At 72.9% G+C, this 16,297-nt stretch carries 14 protein-coding genes and 2 pseudogenes; 6 read left to right on the forward strand and 10 right to left on the reverse strand.

Annotation, left to right across the window (positions count from 1 at the left end):
- Window positions 1–89: 89 nt before the first annotated feature.
- A complete protein-coding gene (locus ACLB9X_RS19500; protein WP_410361652.1) occupies window positions 90–905 on the forward strand; it encodes an EI24 domain-containing protein in 816 nt (271 codons plus the stop codon).
- On the opposite strand, the gene ACLB9X_RS19505 is transcribed toward ACLB9X_RS19500, so the two are convergent.
- The 3 genes from ACLB9X_RS19505 to ACLB9X_RS19515 form a co-directional block, all read right to left on the reverse strand.
- The gene (locus ACLB9X_RS19505) at window positions 892–1,647 is read right to left on the reverse strand and encodes a carbon-nitrogen hydrolase family protein (protein ID WP_410361653.1); all 756 of its coding nucleotides are present in this window, start codon (window positions 1,645–1,647) and stop codon (window positions 892–894) included. The two genes, ACLB9X_RS19500 and ACLB9X_RS19505, sit on opposite strands and share 14 nt — an antisense overlap.
- Before the next feature lie 131 nt (window positions 1,648–1,778).
- A complete protein-coding gene (locus ACLB9X_RS19510) occupies window positions 1,779–3,041 on the reverse strand; it encodes a pyroglutamyl peptidase (protein ID WP_410361654.1) in 1,263 nt (420 codons plus the stop codon).
- A gap of 53 nt (window positions 3,042–3,094) precedes the next feature.
- A complete protein-coding gene (locus ACLB9X_RS19515; RefSeq protein ID WP_410361655.1) occupies window positions 3,095–4,057 on the reverse strand; it encodes a GDSL-type esterase/lipase family protein in 963 nt (320 codons plus the stop codon).
- Window positions 4,058–4,321: 264 nt separating this feature from the next.
- On the opposite strand from ACLB9X_RS19515, the gene ACLB9X_RS19520 reads away from it, so the two are divergent.
- The gene (locus ACLB9X_RS19520) at window positions 4,322–4,816 is read left to right on the forward strand and encodes a DUF3145 domain-containing protein (RefSeq protein ID WP_410361656.1); all 495 of its coding nucleotides are present in this window, start codon (window positions 4,322–4,324) and stop codon (window positions 4,814–4,816) included.
- Between the two features lie 160 nt (window positions 4,817–4,976).
- On the opposite strand, the gene ACLB9X_RS19525 is transcribed toward ACLB9X_RS19520, so the two are convergent.
- The 5 genes from ACLB9X_RS19525 to ACLB9X_RS19545 form a co-directional block, all read right to left on the reverse strand.
- Window positions 4,977–6,239, reverse strand: a complete 1,263-nt coding sequence (locus ACLB9X_RS19525; RefSeq protein ID WP_410361657.1) for a beta-ketoacyl-[acyl-carrier-protein] synthase family protein — start codon at window positions 6,237–6,239, stop codon at window positions 4,977–4,979.
- 76 nt (window positions 6,240–6,315) lie between these two features.
- The gene (locus ACLB9X_RS19530) at window positions 6,316–6,564 is read right to left on the reverse strand and encodes an acyl carrier protein (RefSeq protein WP_010987188.1); all 249 of its coding nucleotides are present in this window, start codon (window positions 6,562–6,564) and stop codon (window positions 6,316–6,318) included.
- Between the two features lie 66 nt (window positions 6,565–6,630).
- Window positions 6,631–7,632: a ketoacyl-ACP synthase III gene (locus ACLB9X_RS19535; RefSeq protein WP_410361658.1), complete on the reverse strand. Its 1,002-nt coding sequence runs from the start codon at window positions 7,630–7,632 to the stop codon at window positions 6,631–6,633.
- A gap of 16 nt (window positions 7,633–7,648) precedes the next feature.
- Window positions 7,649–8,566 (reverse strand): ACP S-malonyltransferase, encoded by a 918-nt coding sequence (locus ACLB9X_RS19540; protein ID WP_410361659.1) that lies wholly within the window; start codon window positions 8,564–8,566, stop codon window positions 7,649–7,651.
- An 89-nt stretch (window positions 8,567–8,655) separates the two neighbouring features.
- Window positions 8,656–9,840, reverse strand: a complete 1,185-nt coding sequence (locus ACLB9X_RS19545; RefSeq protein ID WP_410361660.1) for a PucR family transcriptional regulator — start codon at window positions 9,838–9,840, stop codon at window positions 8,656–8,658.
- Window positions 9,841–9,932: 92 nt separating this feature from the next.
- On the opposite strand from ACLB9X_RS19545, the gene ACLB9X_RS19550 reads away from it, so the two are divergent.
- On the forward strand, window positions 9,933–10,604 hold the full coding sequence (locus ACLB9X_RS19550; protein WP_410361661.1) for a pirin family protein: 672 nt from the start codon (window positions 9,933–9,935) through the stop codon (window positions 10,602–10,604).
- Between the two features lie 80 nt (window positions 10,605–10,684).
- A complete protein-coding gene (locus ACLB9X_RS19555) occupies window positions 10,685–12,826 on the forward strand; it encodes a hypothetical protein (RefSeq protein WP_410361662.1) in 2,142 nt (713 codons plus the stop codon).
- Window positions 12,827–12,854: 28 nt separating this feature from the next.
- Here ACLB9X_RS19555 and ACLB9X_RS19560 read toward each other — a convergent pair.
- Both ACLB9X_RS19560 and ACLB9X_RS19565 read right to left on the reverse strand, forming a co-directional pair.
- Window positions 12,855–13,013, reverse strand: a pseudogene (locus ACLB9X_RS19560) (DUF397 domain-containing protein); the annotation flags it as partial.
- A 27-nt stretch (window positions 13,014–13,040) separates the two neighbouring features.
- Entirely contained in the window at window positions 13,041–14,258 is a 1,218-nt protein-coding gene (locus tag ACLB9X_RS19565; protein ID WP_410361663.1) for an Ig-like domain-containing protein, read from the reverse strand.
- A 198-nt stretch (window positions 14,259–14,456) separates the two neighbouring features.
- Between ACLB9X_RS19565 and ACLB9X_RS19570 the strand changes: the two genes are divergently transcribed.
- Both ACLB9X_RS19570 and ACLB9X_RS19575 read left to right on the forward strand, forming a co-directional pair.
- Window positions 14,457–15,629 (forward strand): lipid II:glycine glycyltransferase FemX, encoded by a 1,173-nt coding sequence (locus ACLB9X_RS19570; protein WP_410361664.1) that lies wholly within the window; start codon window positions 14,457–14,459, stop codon window positions 15,627–15,629.
- A gap of 284 nt (window positions 15,630–15,913) precedes the next feature.
- A pseudogene (locus tag ACLB9X_RS19575) lies at window positions 15,914–16,294 on the forward strand (ATP-binding protein); the annotation flags it as partial.
- Window positions 16,295–16,297: the final 3 nt, after the last annotated feature.

The raw sequence follows: 16,297 nt of genomic DNA on the forward strand, positions 1-16,297 counted from the left end.
GCATCGATACGTGATCAGTACACGATCAGTACGCGAGGTCTACCGTTTCGGCTGCCGAACAACAAGAGCCCCACCGATAAGCTGTGCGCATGCGTGATCTCGGGGTGGGCTTCGGCTACTTGATGAGGGGCCAGCGCTGGGTGGGCGGGCACGGCCGCTGGTTCGGCTTCGGGCTGCTGCCCGGCCTGGTGACTCTGGTGCTGTACGCGGCGGCCCTCGCGGGACTCGCCTGGGGCGCGGACGACCTCGCCGCGTGGGCGACGCCCTTCGCCGACGACTGGTCCTCGCCGTGGCAGGGCGTCCTGCGCGGCACGCTGACGGCACTCACCTTCTTCTTCGGCCTCTTCCTCGCCGTGATCACCTTCACGGCGGTGACCCTGCTGGTCGGCCAGCCGTTCTACGAGTCCCTGTCCGAGCACGTCGACCGCACGGAGGGCGGCGAGGTGCCGACGTCCGGCCTGCCGCTGTGGCGCGAACTGTGGATCTCCGCACGCGACTCGGTGCGGATCCTGCTGCGTGTCGCGTTTTACGGAATGCTGCTCTTCGCCTGCGGCTTCATCCCGGTGATCGGTCAGACGGTCGTGCCCGTGGTCGGTTTCTGCGTCTCGGGCTTCTTCCTCACGGAGGAGCTGACCGCCGTCGCGCTCCAGCGTCGCGGCATCGAACTGAAGGAGCGGCTGGGCCTGTTGCGCGGCCGCCGACTGCTGACGCTCGGCTTCGGCGTGCCCCTGACGCTGGCGTTCCTCGTCCCCTTCGTGGCCGTGTTCCTGATGCCGGGCGCGGTGGCGGGCGCGACGCTGATGGCACGTGACCTGACGGCCCCGCGGGGCGGGGACGACACCGCGGGGGCGGCCCCGGCAGCACCCGCCCCCGGGCAGCCCCCGTACGGCTTCACCAAGTCCTGACCGGCGGCCCGGCCCGGCGTGCCGGGTCCGCGGGAAGCTCCAGGAGGGCGAGGCCCCGACCGCCCTCGCCCGCGTCCGCGAGCAGCGTGCCGTCCGGGCCCCACACCGCGCTGCCGCCCCGGCACTCACCCACCTCGCAGGTGCCGACCTGGTTGGCGAGCAGCACGTACAGGCCGTTGTCCCGGGCCCGCACCGGACAGACCTTCTCGAACGAGTCGTTGCCCGCTTCCAGCACCGAACTGGCCACGTACACCCGGCAGTCGTCCGCCTTCGCAGACACGGCCACCTCGGGGAACCGGTTGTCGTAGCAGATCGCGACCGAGAAGCGGACCCCGTCGAGCGCGAAACGGCCCGCCGCGGTGCCGGCCGTGAAGACCTCCAGCTCCTCCCCGTACAGGTGCGTCTTGTCGTAGCGGGTGAGCAGTCCGCCGTCGTGGCCGATCACCAGGGCCGAGATCGCCGGCCGGGCGCCGTCCGTACGGGCCGCGCAGCCGATCAAGGCCGCCGTCCCGGTCGTACGGCACGCCTCGCGCACCGGTTCGAGCCGGGGGTCGTCCTCGGCCAGCCACAGGCCGGGGTCCGACGCGATGGCCGCCAGGTCGTAGCCCTGCGCGGCCAGTTCGCAGAAGGCCACGAACCGCGCGCCCTGCCCGGCCGCCTCGCGGATCAGGCCCGCCATGCCGGCGATGTTGGCCTCGACGTCGCCGAGTACGGACGGGAACTGTGCTGCTGCGATCTTCATGCGGCCCATCATGGCCGTCCCGTCGTCCGAGAGAAAGGCCGGCCGGTCCGTGCGTCCAGGAGCCCGGGCTTCGCCCGCTGGGAAGGGCCGGGCGACGGCCGGATGCGGTCCGGCCGTCGCCCGGCTCGGCGTCAGCCGGCCGACTCCGCCGCCACGCGGATGATCGCCCGCACCTGCGCGACGATGTCCTGCCGGTTGCGTACGAACTCCGGGTCGGTGACCTCCGTCGTGTTCCCGGCCCCGAACTGCAGCACCGGGGTGTGCACATGGCCGCCCGGGATCACCAGTCCCAGCCGGTCGCGGAGCAGCGTGGCGCGGTAGGCGATTTCGTTCGAGAGGTAGTTGCCGCCGCCCCCGGCGCGCGCCGTCGAGCCGGGTGTCGGCCCCTCGGGCCGTACGACCGCCGAGCCGCCGCCCGCCGGTACCTCGGTGACCGACGTGTTGTCGTAGACCGGGAAGCGGCCCGTGTCGGCGGCCGTGATCGCGGTGTACGGGAGCGTGGTCGTCGTCCACTGGGGCTGCGTGGCCGGGTCGTCGACCGGCACCGTCTCCGTACGGGAGAGGTTGTCGTTGTCCGGGAACCCGCCACGCCAGGCGCCGTTGAACCGCTCGATGTCGATCCGGCCCACCCGGCCCTGGCTCACCGTCGTGAACAGGTCCGCCTCCGGCAGCAGCGGCCGCAGCGTCCGTTCGACCGTCCCGTCGGCGAAGTCCTGCCAGCGCACCGGGAAGACGGCCGTCTCGATCCGCGCCGGCCCGTCCGCCGTACGGATCCAGGTGCCGTCCAGGGCGAGCGCGGTGGCGCCGGACGGGTTGCTGATCCGGATGTCGCGGTCCAGCGTGAACGGGTCGAAGCCCGTCATCACGACGCGCTTGACGCCCTTGCCGGCGGGGAGGTCCATCGAGTCCTGGCCGCGCGAGCTGCGCTCCAGACGGTTTATCAGGCGCGCCCGCGCTTCGTCGTCGAGACCGAACGACGGCTCCCACTGACGCAGATGCGCCGTCATGCCGAGCCGGGCCCAGTACAGCGGCCGGTCGTCGTCGCGGCTCAGGTCGCCCCGCGCGGGCCCGCGCCCCTGCGCCCGGTCCACGGCACGCTCCCACAGCGCCGCTCCCTGACGGGCGACGGTCCGCTCCGCCTGCCCGAAGGACCTGGCCCTGGCCAGCGCCCGGGTGAAGGCGGGCGCCACGTCGTCGAATCCGCCGCGCCGCAGGATCTCCTGCGGAACGGCGCGCTCCAGGCGCCGCTCCTCGACGGTGAGGGGCTGCGCCTGAGCGGCCCGTGCCGTGTCGGCGCCTTGCGCCGCGGCGGTCGGCGAAGCGGTGAGGGCGAGCGAAGCGGACGCGAGCAGGGCGACGCCGAGCACGTCCAGGCGGGCGCGTATCCGGGACACGGGAATCCTTCCGTCGGGTGGGCGGAAGTATCGCGGCCCGGGCGCTGCCCTGGCTACCGCGCGCCGCCCTCGGCCTGCCCGCCCAGGCGCCCGGTCGGCGGCTGGACGGCCGTGACGTTGCGGTACGCGATCTCGGCCAGCCGCTCCTGCCCGTAGCGGCTGGGATGGAACCAGTCCCAGCGGCTCAAGTGCTCCCCGCTGAACCGGTAGTCGAACACCGCGCCGCCGTCGTAACGGCAGCGGTCGTCGTCGGCACACACGTCCTCGAGGACCTCGTTGTACGCGACGATCCGCTCCCGGACGGTGTCCCGGCGCTGCTGCGCCGACAGGCTGTCGTCCTCCGCGTCGCCCAGCATGGACGAACAGACGCCCAGCTTCCAGATCTGACTGCCCAGCGGATCGGCGCGGCCGGCCGACCACAGGCGCTTGAGGTCCGGCACGCTCGACACGTACACCTGGGCCTTGGGCGCGTCCTTGCGCAGCCGGGCCATCGACGTCTCGAACGACGCGCGGAACCTGTCGACGGGCGTCATGCGCTCCACGGTGTCGGCGCAGGCGTCGTTCGCGCCGACCATCACCGTGACCAGCTCCGGCTTGTGCGCGGCCGCCCGGGCCATCTGCGCGGGCAGGTCGGCGACATCGGCGCCGGACCGGGCGTGGTTCCAGCTGCGGGCCGCGGCGCCGGCCGGTCCGAGCAGCCGCAGCGCGAGGCTGTTCACCCTGGCGTCGGTGCCGGTGGCCCACGACACCTCGGGACAGTCGGCCAACAGCGAGCAGGCGTCGAAGCCGCGCGTGATCGAGTCGCCGACCGCGGCGAGGGAACGCGGAGTGCGGTCCCAGTCCGGGGTGGGGCTGGGGCTCGGCGTGGGCCGGGAGGCCGAGCCGGAACGTCCGCCCTGCTGTGACGAGGAGTCACATGCCGTCAGCACGGCGGCGGAGAGGGCGGCGAGGGCGGTCAGGGTCACCGCGACGCCCCGTGCCCCGTGCCGGCGGTACGTCCTCGCGCGCTGCCGCATCCCCGTCTTTCCCCTTCTGCGACCCGGCGGTCGGACTCCTGCCGAGTGAAAGCTTCGTGCGTACGGGCCCAGGACCGACAGTACGCCACCTCTGGGGTGTCCCCGCACGGTAGCTTTTTCCCGTCGACCCAGAGGCAGCCCCCTGCCCATCGGCGCCAGTAAATTACATCACGTCACATGCTGTCCGTTTTGCGGAGTTCCAGTCCCGATGCTGTTTACTGAGGCCGCTGGGAAGGTGATCCTCGTCCCACACTGGAGGTCCCGGTGACGACACGTGGCGTTCTGTACGTTCACTCCGCACCGCGCGCGCTGTGCCCCCACGTCGAGTGGGCGGTCGCGGGAGTGCTCGGCGTACGGGTCCAGCTCGACTGGGTCCGCCAGCCCGCATCGCCCGGGACCTGGAGAGCGGAGTTCTCCTGGCGCGGCGAGGCCGGGACGGCCTCCAAGCTGGCGTCGGCGCTGCGCGGCTGGCACCTGTTGCGCTTCGAGGTGACGGCGGAGCCGTGCGCGACGGCGGAGGGCGAGCGCTACAGCGCGACCCCGGATCTGGGCATCTTCCACGCGGTCACCGGCATGCACGGCGACATCCTGGTCCCGGAGGACCGCCTGCGGGCCGCGCTGGCGCGGTCGTCGCAGGGGGAGACGGAGCTGGAGGCGGAGATCGCGAAGCTGCTGGGCAAGCCGTGGGACGACGAGCTGGAGCCCTTCCGCTATGCGGGGGAGGGCGCGCCGGTGCGGTGGCTCCACCAGGTGGTGTGACGGGGGCCTGCGCTGCGGGTCGGGCGTGTCCGCTGCGCGGGGCCGTTTCCCCACCCCGCCCTCCCCCTACGGCCGCCAGGCCGTAGGGGGAGGGCGGGTAGGGGAAAGCAGAAGGCCCGCACCCCCAACAGGGGCGCGGGCCTCGCACGCAATCGCGACGTCACACCGTGCGGAACGCCAGCACCACGTTGTGGCCGCCGAAGCCGAACGAGTTGTTGATCGCCGCGATCGTGCCCTCCGGCAGCGCCCGCGGCTCGTCGCGGACGATGTCCGCGTCCACGCTCTCGTCGAGGTCGTCGACGTTGATCGTCGGCGGGGCCGTGCGGTGGTGCAGCGCGAGCACCGTCGCCACCGTCTCGATACCGCCCGCGCCACCCAGCAGGTGACCCGTCATCGACTTCGTGGCGGAGACCGCCACATGGTCGAGGTCGTCCCCGAGGACCGAGCGCAGCGCCTTGATCTCCGCGACGTCGCCCTGCGGCGTCGAGGTGGCGTGCGCGTTCAGGTGCACGACCTCGGACGGCTTGAGGTCCGTCGTCTCCAGCAGGTTCCGCAGCGCGGCGGCGATCCCGCGGCCCGTCGGCTCCGGCTGCGCGATGTGGTGGCTGTCCGCGGACAGGCCCTGGCCCAGCACCTCGCAGTAGACCCGCGCGCCGCGCGTGGCCGCGTGCTCGGCCGACTCGAGGATGACGACGCCCGCGCCCTCGCCGAGGACGAAACCGTCCCGGGCCGTGTCGTACGGGCGCGAGGCCTTCGCCGGCTCGTCGTTGTTCTTGGACATCGCCATCATGTTGGCGAACGCGGCGATCGGCAGCGGGTGGATCGCCGCCTCGGTGCCGCCCGCGACGACCACGTCGGCACGGCCGGTGCGGATCATCTCGACGGCGTAACCGATCGCCTCCGCGCCCGACGCGCACGCCGAGACCGGGGTGTGGACGCCCGCCTGGGCGTTCACCTCCAGGCCGACGTTGGCGGAGGGGCTGTTCGGCATCAGCATGGGGACGGTGTGCGGGGAGACGCGGCGTACGCCCTTCTCCTTCAGCACGTCGTACTGGTCGAGCAGGGTCGTCACGCCGCCGATGCCGGAGGCGATCACGGTGCCCAGCCGGGCCGGTGCCACCGTGGCGTCCTCGCCCGCGGGGGAGGTGAAGCCGGCGTCGGCCCACGCCTCGCGCGCCGCGATCACGGCGAACTGCGCGGAACGGTCCAGCTTGCGGGCCAGCGGGCGGGGCAGGACCTCGCCCGGGTCGACCGCGGCCGCCGCGGCGATGCGCACCGGGAGGTCGGCGAAGCGCTCGCCCTCCAGGAGCTGCACGCCGGAACGGCCGGCGACCAGGCCCTCCCAGGTCGATGCGCTGTCGCCACCCAACGGTGTGGTTGCGCCGATACCGGTGACGACCACGGTGCGATTGGTCGAGTTCACAGGAATTCTTTCTCCACGTGTAGGGGGTGCGGAATGTGCACGGCGCCACCGCTGGGCGGCGACGAGCGCGTCAGTCTCAGGCCTGGTGCTTGAGGATGTAGTCCGCGGCGTCGCCGACGGTCTTCAGGTTCTTGACGTCCTCGTCCGGGATCTTGACGTCGAAGCGCTCTTCGGCGGCGACGACGACCTCGACCATGGACAGCGAGTCGACGTCCAGGTCGTCGGTGAAGGACTTGTCCAGCTGGACGTCCTCGGTCGGGATACCGGCGATCTCGTTGACGATCTCGGCGAGACCTTCGACGATCTCTTCCTGCGTGGCGGCCATGTTGGCGCTCCTTCGGTGTGTATCAGAGGATGTGGCTGCAGCCGTCCGGAAGATCCGTACGGGTGCCTAGGGGAGGGTAACGACCGTCGCGGCGTAGACGAGACCCGCCCCGAAGCCGATGACGAGCGCGGTGTCGCCGCTCTTCGCCTGTCCGGTCGCCAGGAGCCGCTCCATGGCGAGCGGGATCGAGGCGGCGGAGGTGTTGCCGGTGGTCTCCACGTCACGGGCGACCGTGACGTGCTCCGGCAGCTTCAGCGTCTTCACCATCGAGTCGATGATCCGCATATTGGCCTGGTGCGGGATGAAGACGTCCAGGTCGGCCGCCGTGATGCCGGCCGCGTCGAGCGCCTGCTGGGCGACCTTCGCCATCTCGAAGACGGCCCAGCGGAACACCGCCTGGCCCTCCTGCGTGATGGCGGGGAACTTTTCGACGGACCCCTCGCGGTAGTCCGTCCACGGCACGGTCTGCTTGATGGTCTCGGACTTGTCGCCCTCCGAGCCCCACACGGTCGGGCCGATCGCCGGCTCCTTCGCCGGGCCCACGACGACCGCGCCGGCGCCGTCGCCGAACAAGAAGGCCGTCGCACGGTCCTCCAGGTCGGTGAGGTCGCTGAGGCGCTCCACGCCGATGACGAGAACGTGCTCCGCCGAGCCTTCCACCACCATGCCCTTGGCGAGCGTGAGCCCGTAGCCGAAGCCCGCGCAGCCCGCGGAGATGTCGAACGCGGCCGGCTTGACCGCACCGATCCGGTCCGCGATCTCGGTGGCGACGGCCGGGGTCTGCTTGAAGTGCGACACGGTGGAGACGATCACGGCGCCGATCTGCTCCGGGGTGATCCCCGCGTCGGCGATCGCCTTGCCGGACGCCTCGACCGACATCGCGGTCACGGTCTCCTCGGGGGAGGCCCAGTGGCGCGTGGCGATGCCCGAGCGCGAGCGGATCCACTCGTCCGACGAGTCGATCGTCTCGAGGATCACCTCGTTGGGCACGACGCGGGTCGGACGGTAGCCGCCGACGCCCATGATGCGTGCGTACGGGGCGCCCTGGCTGGGCTTGATCTTCGACATGCGCTACGGCTCCTTGTCAGGCTGCTGAATGCTCGGCGACGAGCGTGCGGGCCGCGTCGAGGTCGTCGGGGGTCTTCAGCGCGAGCGTCTCGACGCCCTTGAGGGCGCGCTTGGCGAGACCGGTGAGGGTGCCGCCGGGGCACACCTCGATGAGGGCGGTCGCCCCGAGCTCGGCGAACGTCTCCATGCACAGGTCCCAGCGCACCGGGTTGGCGACCTGGCCGACCAGGCGCGAGACGACCTCGGCGCCGGTGGCGACGGTCTGCCCGTCCTTGTTGGAGACGTAGGGGAAGGCCGGGTCGGCCGGGGACAGCTCCTGCGCGGCCGCCTCCAGCTTCGCGACCGCGGGGGCCATGTGGTGGGTGTGGAACGCGCCGGCCACCTTCAGCGCCACGACCTTGCGGACGCCTTCCGGCTTGTCCGCCTCCAGCGCGGCCAGCTGCTCCATCGTGCCGGCGGCCACGATCTGGCCGGCGCCGTTCACGTTCGCCGGGGTCAGACCGAGCTTCTCCAGGTGCGGGACCGTCACCTCGGGGTCGCCGCCGAGCAGCGCCGACATGCCGGTCTCGGTGACCGCGGCGGCCTCGGCCATCGCGAGGCCCCGGGCACGTACGAGACGCAGCGCGGCGGTCTCGTCGACGACGCGGGCGAACGCGGCCGCCGTGATCTCGCCGACGCTGTGGCCGGCGACCGCGCCGGGGGAGACGTCCCCGAGCGCCGACGCGGACAGCAGTCCGGCGGCCACGAGCAGCGGCTGGGCGACGGCCGTGTCGCGGATCTCGTCCGCGTCCGCCTTCGTGCCGTAGTGGGCAAGGTCGAGCCCGATGGCGTCGGACCAGGCCGCGATGCGGTCGGCGGCGCCGGGCAGTTCGAGCCAGGGAGTCAGGAAGCCGGGCGTCTGGGCGCCTTGGCCGGGAGCGACGAGTACGAGCACCCTCACACTCTCTCTTGTGGACGGCCGTACCCGCCCGTGGGGACAGGGACGAAGAACCGTCAGGGGAATTGTCGGTGTTCAACAAAAGTCTATGGCTGGCTGTCCCCCTCGGCCAGACGCCCGAGAATCAGGGCGATCCGCAGAGTGAACGCCGAGCGGACATCAGAGGGTGACCACCCGGTGACGTCGGTCACACGTCGGAGCCGGTAGCGCACGGTGTTGGGATGGACGAACAGCATCCGCGCGGCGCCTTCGAGGCTGCTGGCCTGCTCCAGATAGACACTCAGAGTCTCCAGCAGCGCCGAGCCCGCCTCCTCCAGCGGTCTGTAGATCTCCTCCACCAACTGTTCGCGTGCCGCGGGGTCCGACGCGATCGCGCGCTCCGGCAGCAGATCGTCCGCGAGGACCGGCCTCGGCGCGTCCTGCCAGGCGGAACACGCCTTGAGGCCCGCCGCGGCGGCCTGCGCGGACCGGGTCGCGGCCAGCAGGTCGGGCACGATGGGGCCGGCGACCACGGGTCCGGCCGCGTACGGGCCGATCAGCGACTTGGCGACGTGCAGCGGGTTGTCGCTGCCGCCCGCGATCACCACGAGCCGGTCGCCGAGCACGCCGGTCAGCACCTGGAGCTTGGCGTGCCGGGCCGCCCTGCGGATCGCCTCCACCGTCAGCTCGCTGTCCCCGTCGGGGGCGGTGCCGAGGATCACACACACGTGCTCGGGCGAGTTCCAGCCGAGCGCGGCCGCCCGGGACACCGCGCCCTCGTCGGCCTCTCCGGACAGCACCGCGTTCACCACGAGGGATTCGAGCCGGGCGTCCCAGGCGCCCCGCGCCTCGGCCGCCTGCGCGTACACCTGGGCCGTGGCGAACGCGATCTCCCGCGCGTACACCAGCAGCGCCTCGCGCAGCACCGACTCGTCGCCGGGGGCCGCGACCTCCTCGATCGCCGCCTCCATCACCTCGATGGTGGTGCGCACCATCTCCACGGTCTGGCGCAGCGTGATGGCACGTGTCAGCTCGCGCGGCGCGGTGCCGAAGACGTCGGTCGAGATCGCCTGTGGGGTCTCGGGGTGCCGGAACCACTCCGTGAACGCGGCGATACCGGCCTGCGCGACCAGTCCGATCCAGGACCGGTTCTCCGGGGGCATGGCCCGGTACCAGGGCAGCGACTCGTCCATGCGGGCGATGGCGTTCGCGGCCAGCCGGCCGGAGGACTGCTCAAGGCGCCGCAGGGTCGCGGAGTGCGGATGGGAGGCGTTCGCTGCAGGTTCGGGCACGGGACAAGACTGCCTTATCAGGACGCGTGGGCTAAGTGCCGGGGTTCCCCTGATCGCGGCGTGTGCCACCGCGGCCCCGCTACGGTGTCCGCGTGACAGCCATCCGGACCTCCATCCGGCGCTCCGCCGACCGCTACCCGGGAGGCGACCCGGCGGCCGGGATCGAGTCCCGGCACGCCTTCTCCTTCGGGCGCCACTACGACCCCGACAACCTGCGCTTCGGTGCGATCCTCGCCTGCAACGAGGAGCGCCTCGCGCCCGGCGCCGGGTTCGACGAGCATCCGCACAGCCACACCGAGATCATCACCTGGGTCGTCGAGGGCGAGCTGACCCATCGCGACTCCGCCGGCCACGCCACCGTCGTGCGCCCCGGCGACGTCCAGCGTCTCAGCTCGGCGGGCGGCGTCCGGCACGTCGAACGCAACGACGGGCCGGACCCGCTGGTCTTCGTGCAGATGTGGCTCGCACCGAAGGACCCGGGCGGCGAGCCGTCGTACGAGATCGTCCGCGGCATCGCCGACTCCACCCCGTACGCCCTTCCCGAGGCCGGGGCGATGCTCCACGTCCGCCGCCTCGTCCCCGGCGAGCGGACCGCCGTCCCCGACGCGCCGTTCGTGTACGCGCACGTGGTGCGGGGCGAAGTGGCGCTGGCCGGAGAGCAGTTGGGACCGGGAGACGCGGCGCGGCTCACGGGCGCGGAGGGGCTGGAGATCGTGGCGGCGGGGGCGGCGGAGGTGCTGATGTGGGAGATGGCCGCCGGCTGACGCGTCCGGTCCGGTTCGGCCCACGCGTCCCTACGGCGAGGTCGGCCGGGTGTGTCGGACCTGCCTGCCATGATCCGCCCATGGATCTCGCACATGCACTCGACGGTCTCGACACACACCCATGGGCCGACACCACACATGCCTACGGCAGCGCCGAGGACCTGCCGGAGCTGCTGCGGGCCCTCGCCGGGGACGATGAGGAAGCCGCGGACGAAGCGGTGTCGGAGCTCTACGGCAGCATCCTGCACCAGGGGACCGTCTACGCGGCCACTGCCGACGTGGCGCCCTTCCTCGCCCGGATCGCGGCGGCCGGCCACAAGTCCGCCGATCTGCTGAGGCTGCTCGGCGACATGGCCGGGAGCGACGACGAACACGGGGTGGAGCCGGGCACCGTGCGCAGGGCCGTCGCCGCGCAACTGCCACTGATCACGCCGTCGCTGGGTGATTCCGATCCCGCGGTGCGTCAGGCCGCAGTGTGGGCCGTTGCGCGGACGCGCGCTGCCGACACGGTGCTGTCCGCGCTGCTGGGCCGGTGGGACACGGAGCGCGAACCGCTCGTGCGGGCTGAACTCCTCGGAGCCATCGCACGGTTGGACCCGGCGGCCGGTGCCGCCCTTGCGCAGGCGGCCCTTGGGCCGGAACACCCCGCGCACCTGCGGCTCGCCGCCGTGTTCGCCCGCCTGGACGCGGGCGAGGCGTGGGACGCCGCACACCACCGGGCGATGCTGTTGTCGCTGCCCGCGAGCCCGCTCGGCCGGGAACGCCTCGACCTGGACCGGGCCGAGCCGTTGTGCGCCGTCGTCGAGGAGCTGCTGCAGCGGGGGACCGACGCGGACACCACGGCGGCCGGGGACCTGCTCGACGCCGCCCTGCGGGACGAGCGGGCCGATGTGCGGGCCGAAGCCGCGTGGGCCGCCGACCGGGCCTGCCAGATGTCCCGCAGCGCCCCGGAGCGGCTGCTGCCCGCACTGCTGCCGCTGGTCACGGCGGGCGACGCGCGGGGCGTACTGTCCCTGCTCGGGAAGCTGGGACCGATCGCGGCGAAGGCCGCGCCCGCCCTGGCCGCACTCGCGGAAGCCGGCCACGACGAGGATCTCGCGGACCGCGCGCTCGGCGTGCTTGCCCTGGTGGCGCCGGACCGGGCGGCCCCGCTGCTCGCCCGCGGCCTCGGGAAGCGCCCCTGGGGCCTGGACGCCGCCGCCGGGTTCCGGGCACCGCAAGACGTGCCCTTCCCCTTCCACCCCGAGCTGTTGACCGCGGTACGGGCCAGGCTGGCGGAGGACGACCTCACCGGGAACGAGCCCAGCCAACTGATGCGCCTGCTGCGGCAGTGGGGCGGACGGGCCGCCGACGCGCTGCCCGGGCTGTACGGACTGCTCACCCGGTTCCCGCTGCCGGCGGCCCCGGCCGTCGCCGCTGTCGCCGCCGAGTGCCCGCTCGACGAACGTCGGCGCGCGGCCCAGGCGTTGCGGGCGCAGGCGCCCGACGGCCCGCTCCCGGTGGCGGAGGCCCACTTCGAACTGACCGGTGAGACAGACGTTCTCCTGGCGAGACTCGCCAAGGAGCTTTCGGACGCATCAGGCGACGCGGCCTGGGCGGCCCAGGTGGCGGGCCGACTGGGTGCGGCGGCAGCGGGGTTGGCTGAGGGATTGCGCGGCGCCCTCAGCGGCGCGGACGCCCCGGACACCTCGCCCGTGCTCGACGCGGACGTGGCGCTGGCCGACGCCCTGTGGCGGATCACCGGGGACGCCGAGACCGTGGTCGCCGTGCTGGACTCGGTGTTCACCCGTGCGTCCGGTGAGTACTGGTTCCGCTGGACCGCGATACGCGCCGCCCGCGCGGCCGCACTGCTCGGCCCGGCCGGCCGGCCCCTGGTGCCCCGGCTCACAGCGCTGCTCGATGATCCGGCGCAGGCGCCGGCGGCTGTGCTCGCCCTGGTGGCCGTCGCCGACCCGGACACCCTCGACCGCCCGGCCCTGGCTGACACCGTGCTGACGTCCGCCGAGCAGAAGGCGGGCGCGCTGGAGGCGTGCGACGCCCTGCTCGCCCTGGGCGCCGGCGCGTTGTCCGCCGATCACCTGCGCCGGCTGACGGACCTCGCGGAACGGGACCTGCGGGTGATCCGGTCGGGCACCGAGAGCGAGATCGTCCGCGCCGACGAACGGCTCCGGGCCCGCGCCCGCGAGGTGCTCGCCGCGCTCCGCCCGGACCCGACCGGCTGAACGCGCAGCCGACCGGTGTCGTGCGGCGCTACCGCAGGCCGTCCACCAACGCCCGCCACGCGCCTGCGCCGACGACGACCACGGGGCCGTCCGGGTTCTTGCTGTCCCGGACGGGGACGGCGCCGACGGGGCAGCCGTCGGCGATCTCGACGCAGTCGCCGCCGGTGCTTCCGCTGTACGTGGAGGTGCGCCACGTGGCGCGTGGTGTGGGGAATCATGCAACTGGTGTGTGCAGCGCGCTCTTCGCCTTCCAGTCGTCCCAGGAGAGGTTCCACGCGCCGAAGCCGTTGCCGGGGGCGGGGACGCCCTTGGTGTCCTTGCCCGTGATCTCGAACGGGTCGCCGGGGCGGACCTGGGCGTAGAACCAGGCGGCGTTCGCGTCACTCATGCCTATGCAGCCGGAGCTCTTGTTGGCCCGGCCCATCCACTTGTCGTTCCAGGGCGCCGCGTGGGCGTACATGCCCGACCAGGTCAGGCGCATCGAGTAGTCGACCATCTTGTCGTAGGCGTCCGCGAGGCCGACCGTCTCGGAGTTCATGTTGATCGTCCCCTCCTTGGACATCAGCACCGTCGTGCCGCGCCAGGAACGCTTGTCCCCGCCCGGAGTTCCGCCGGAGACGGGGATCGTCCGCACGGTGCGGCCGTCCCGCTCCAGCGTCAGCTTGTGGTGGTCGAGGTCGACCTTGACGATCTGGCGCGCGCCGACCGTGAACGACGTCGAGTAGTCGCGGACGAACCAGCCGCCGCCCGCGCCCGAGTCGGTGCCGTTCAACCGGGCGTCGAGGGTGACCTTCGTGCCGGACTTCCAGTACGCCTTCGGCCGCCAGTCGATACGGTCGCGGCCCGACCAGTCCTTCAGCCAGCCCCAGGAGCCCTCGGTGCCGTCGGAGGTGGTGACCTTCAACTGCCGCTCGACCTCCGCCTTTTCGGTCACCGGGTGGTCGAAGACCAGGGACAGGGGCTGCGCGACGCCGACGGTGGTGGCCGCGCCGGGCCGCCAGTCCACCTTGTTGACCTTGCCGGCCGGTGCGGTCGTGAACGAGGTGGACGTGGTGCGCTCCGTGCCGCCCGCGGTGCGCGTCGTGGCCTTCACCGTGTACGTGGCACCGGGGACGGCCTTGCGGTCGGACTGCCAACTGTCGCCGTCGCCCGTGCCTTTCAGCGTGCCGCCCGCGGAGTCGGTGACCGACACGGAGGTGAGGGTGCCGCCGGACGCGGTCACCTTCACCGGCTGACCGGCGCGCACCGCGCGCCCGTTCGGCGTGACCGTCACGGTCGCCGGGCGGTCGTCGGCGGCGCGGGCACCGGGCTTCGCGTCATCGGCCGGTGCGTCCGTGGAGCCGGGGGAGCAGGCGGCGAGCGGGGCCAGCAGCACGGCGGCCGCCGCGACGCGCACGGGTATACGGCGCGCGGGGGCACGTCTCACAGACATCAACAAATCCTCCGTGGTCGCGGAAGGTGGTGGGATGCGACGAGCGTAGGACGCAGAAATCGCAGGTGAGGGGCTGTGGGGCGATGTGACGGCGGTTGGGGCCGAACGGTCATGGTCCGGTCACATTCGCCGCGTGGACCGGTCATGGGCGGCTGTGAGCATCCACGGCATTCCGCGACCACAGAGAGGTCCCACACCGTGTCTGCGCTGCTCGTGCCGGCCGACCGCGGCCAGGAAACACCGCTCGGCCCCATCACCGAGGAGGCTTACCGCGCCTTCCTCGCGTCCCGTTCCGGGAGTGCTCTCGGCCCCGGTTTCCTGCAGTGCCCGTCGTGGGCGGAGGTGAAGGAGGGCTGGCGTTCGCTGCTCGTCGGCTGGGGGCCCCGGCCGGAGGCGGGGGAGCTCAGTGGCGTGGCCCTCGTGCTGCTGCGCCAACTCCCGGGTACGCGCAAGTACTTCGCGTACCTGCCCGAGGGGCCGGTCGCCGACTGGGCCGATCCCGGCATGGACGCCTGGCTCGGCCCGTTGCTGAGGCTGTTGCGGACCGCGGGGGCGTTCGCCGTACGGATCGGTCCGGCACCGGACCACCGCAGCTGGGACGCGGCGCGGCTGAAGGCGGCCGCGGGGCCGGACCGGCGGCTCGCGGACGTGCTCGCCCGTGAGGTCGACCCCCTGGGGACGGCCGTCGCCGAACGGCTGCGCGCCCGTGGCTGGCACCGGTGCGGGGGCGAGGAGGACGGGGACGCGCAGCCCCGCTACGTGTTCCGCGTGCCGCTCGTCGGGCGGACCGTCGACGACCTGTGGTCCGGCCTGAACCAGGAGTGGCGGCGCAATGTGCGGCGGGCGCGGAAGGAGGGTGTGGAGACGGTGGTGGGCGGTGCGGCGGATCTGCCGGAGTTCTACCGGCTGTTGCGCATCACCGAGGAGCGCGACGGCTTCCGGCTCGGGCGCTCGCTGGCGTACTACGAGCGCCAGTACGCGGCGCTCAACGCCGAGGAGCCGGGGCGGATGACGCTGTACCTGGCGCGCCACCGGGGCGAGATCCTGGCCGCGCACACCATGATCCGGGTGGGCCGGCGTGTCTGGTACCAGACGGGGGCGTCGGCGGACCACCGCCGTGAGGTGCGGCCGTCCAACCTGTTGCAGTGGCGGATGATGCAGGACGCCCACGCCCTCGGCGCCGACGTCTACGACATGCGCGGGGTACCCTCCACCCTCGACCCCGGCGACCGCGGGTACGGACTGCTGCGCTGGAAGCTCGGCACCGGGGGAGAGGTCGTCGAGACCCTGGGGGAATGGGAGAGGCCGTTGGACGGCACCGCGAACCACGCGCTGTACCGGGCGTTCCAGGCGTACCTGGCCCGCCGATGACGCGCGACGCGCGCATGCCCGCCGCCGACGTGCCCGCGCCCGCGGCGTCCGTGGCCGGCGACCGGGCCGGGCGCGATCCGGCCGACTCGGCCGGGGCCGCGGGTCGTGACGAAGGCGGGTCACCCGTGCGCAGTGGGGTCGTCATGGCCGTCGGGTCCGTCGTGTCGCGGGGCACCGGGTTCGTGCGCGCCGCCGTCGTCGCCGCCGGGCTCGGGGTCGGGGCTGTCGCCGACGGGTACGCCGTCGGCAACTCCGTACCCACCATCGTCTACATGCTCCTCCTCGGCGGCGCGCCCGTCACCGTGGCGCTTCGGACCACGACGGCGGAGGACGGCACGCCGCTGCTGGTCACCGAGGTCAGCGACGGCGGGCCCGGCATCCGCCCGGACGTGCTGCCGCACATCTTCGACCGCTTCTACAAGGCGGACGCCGCCCGTGCCCGGTCGGCGGGCAGCGGGCTGGGGCTCGCGATCACCCAGGAGAACGTACGGCTGCACGGCGGCGTCATCCGCGCCGCTAACGGGCCGGGCGGCGGCGCGGTGTTCACCGTCGAGATCCCCGCGCACCACGGAACGGCCGAGATCCCCGCGGGCCACGGAAGGGCCGAGATCCCCGCGGACAACGCATGGGCCGAGATCCCCGCGCACCACGGAAGGCGAGGGTGACGG

Source organism: Streptomyces sp. 5K101 (assembly GCF_046506645.1).
Classification (GTDB): domain Bacteria; phylum Actinomycetota; class Actinomycetes; order Streptomycetales; family Streptomycetaceae; genus Streptomyces.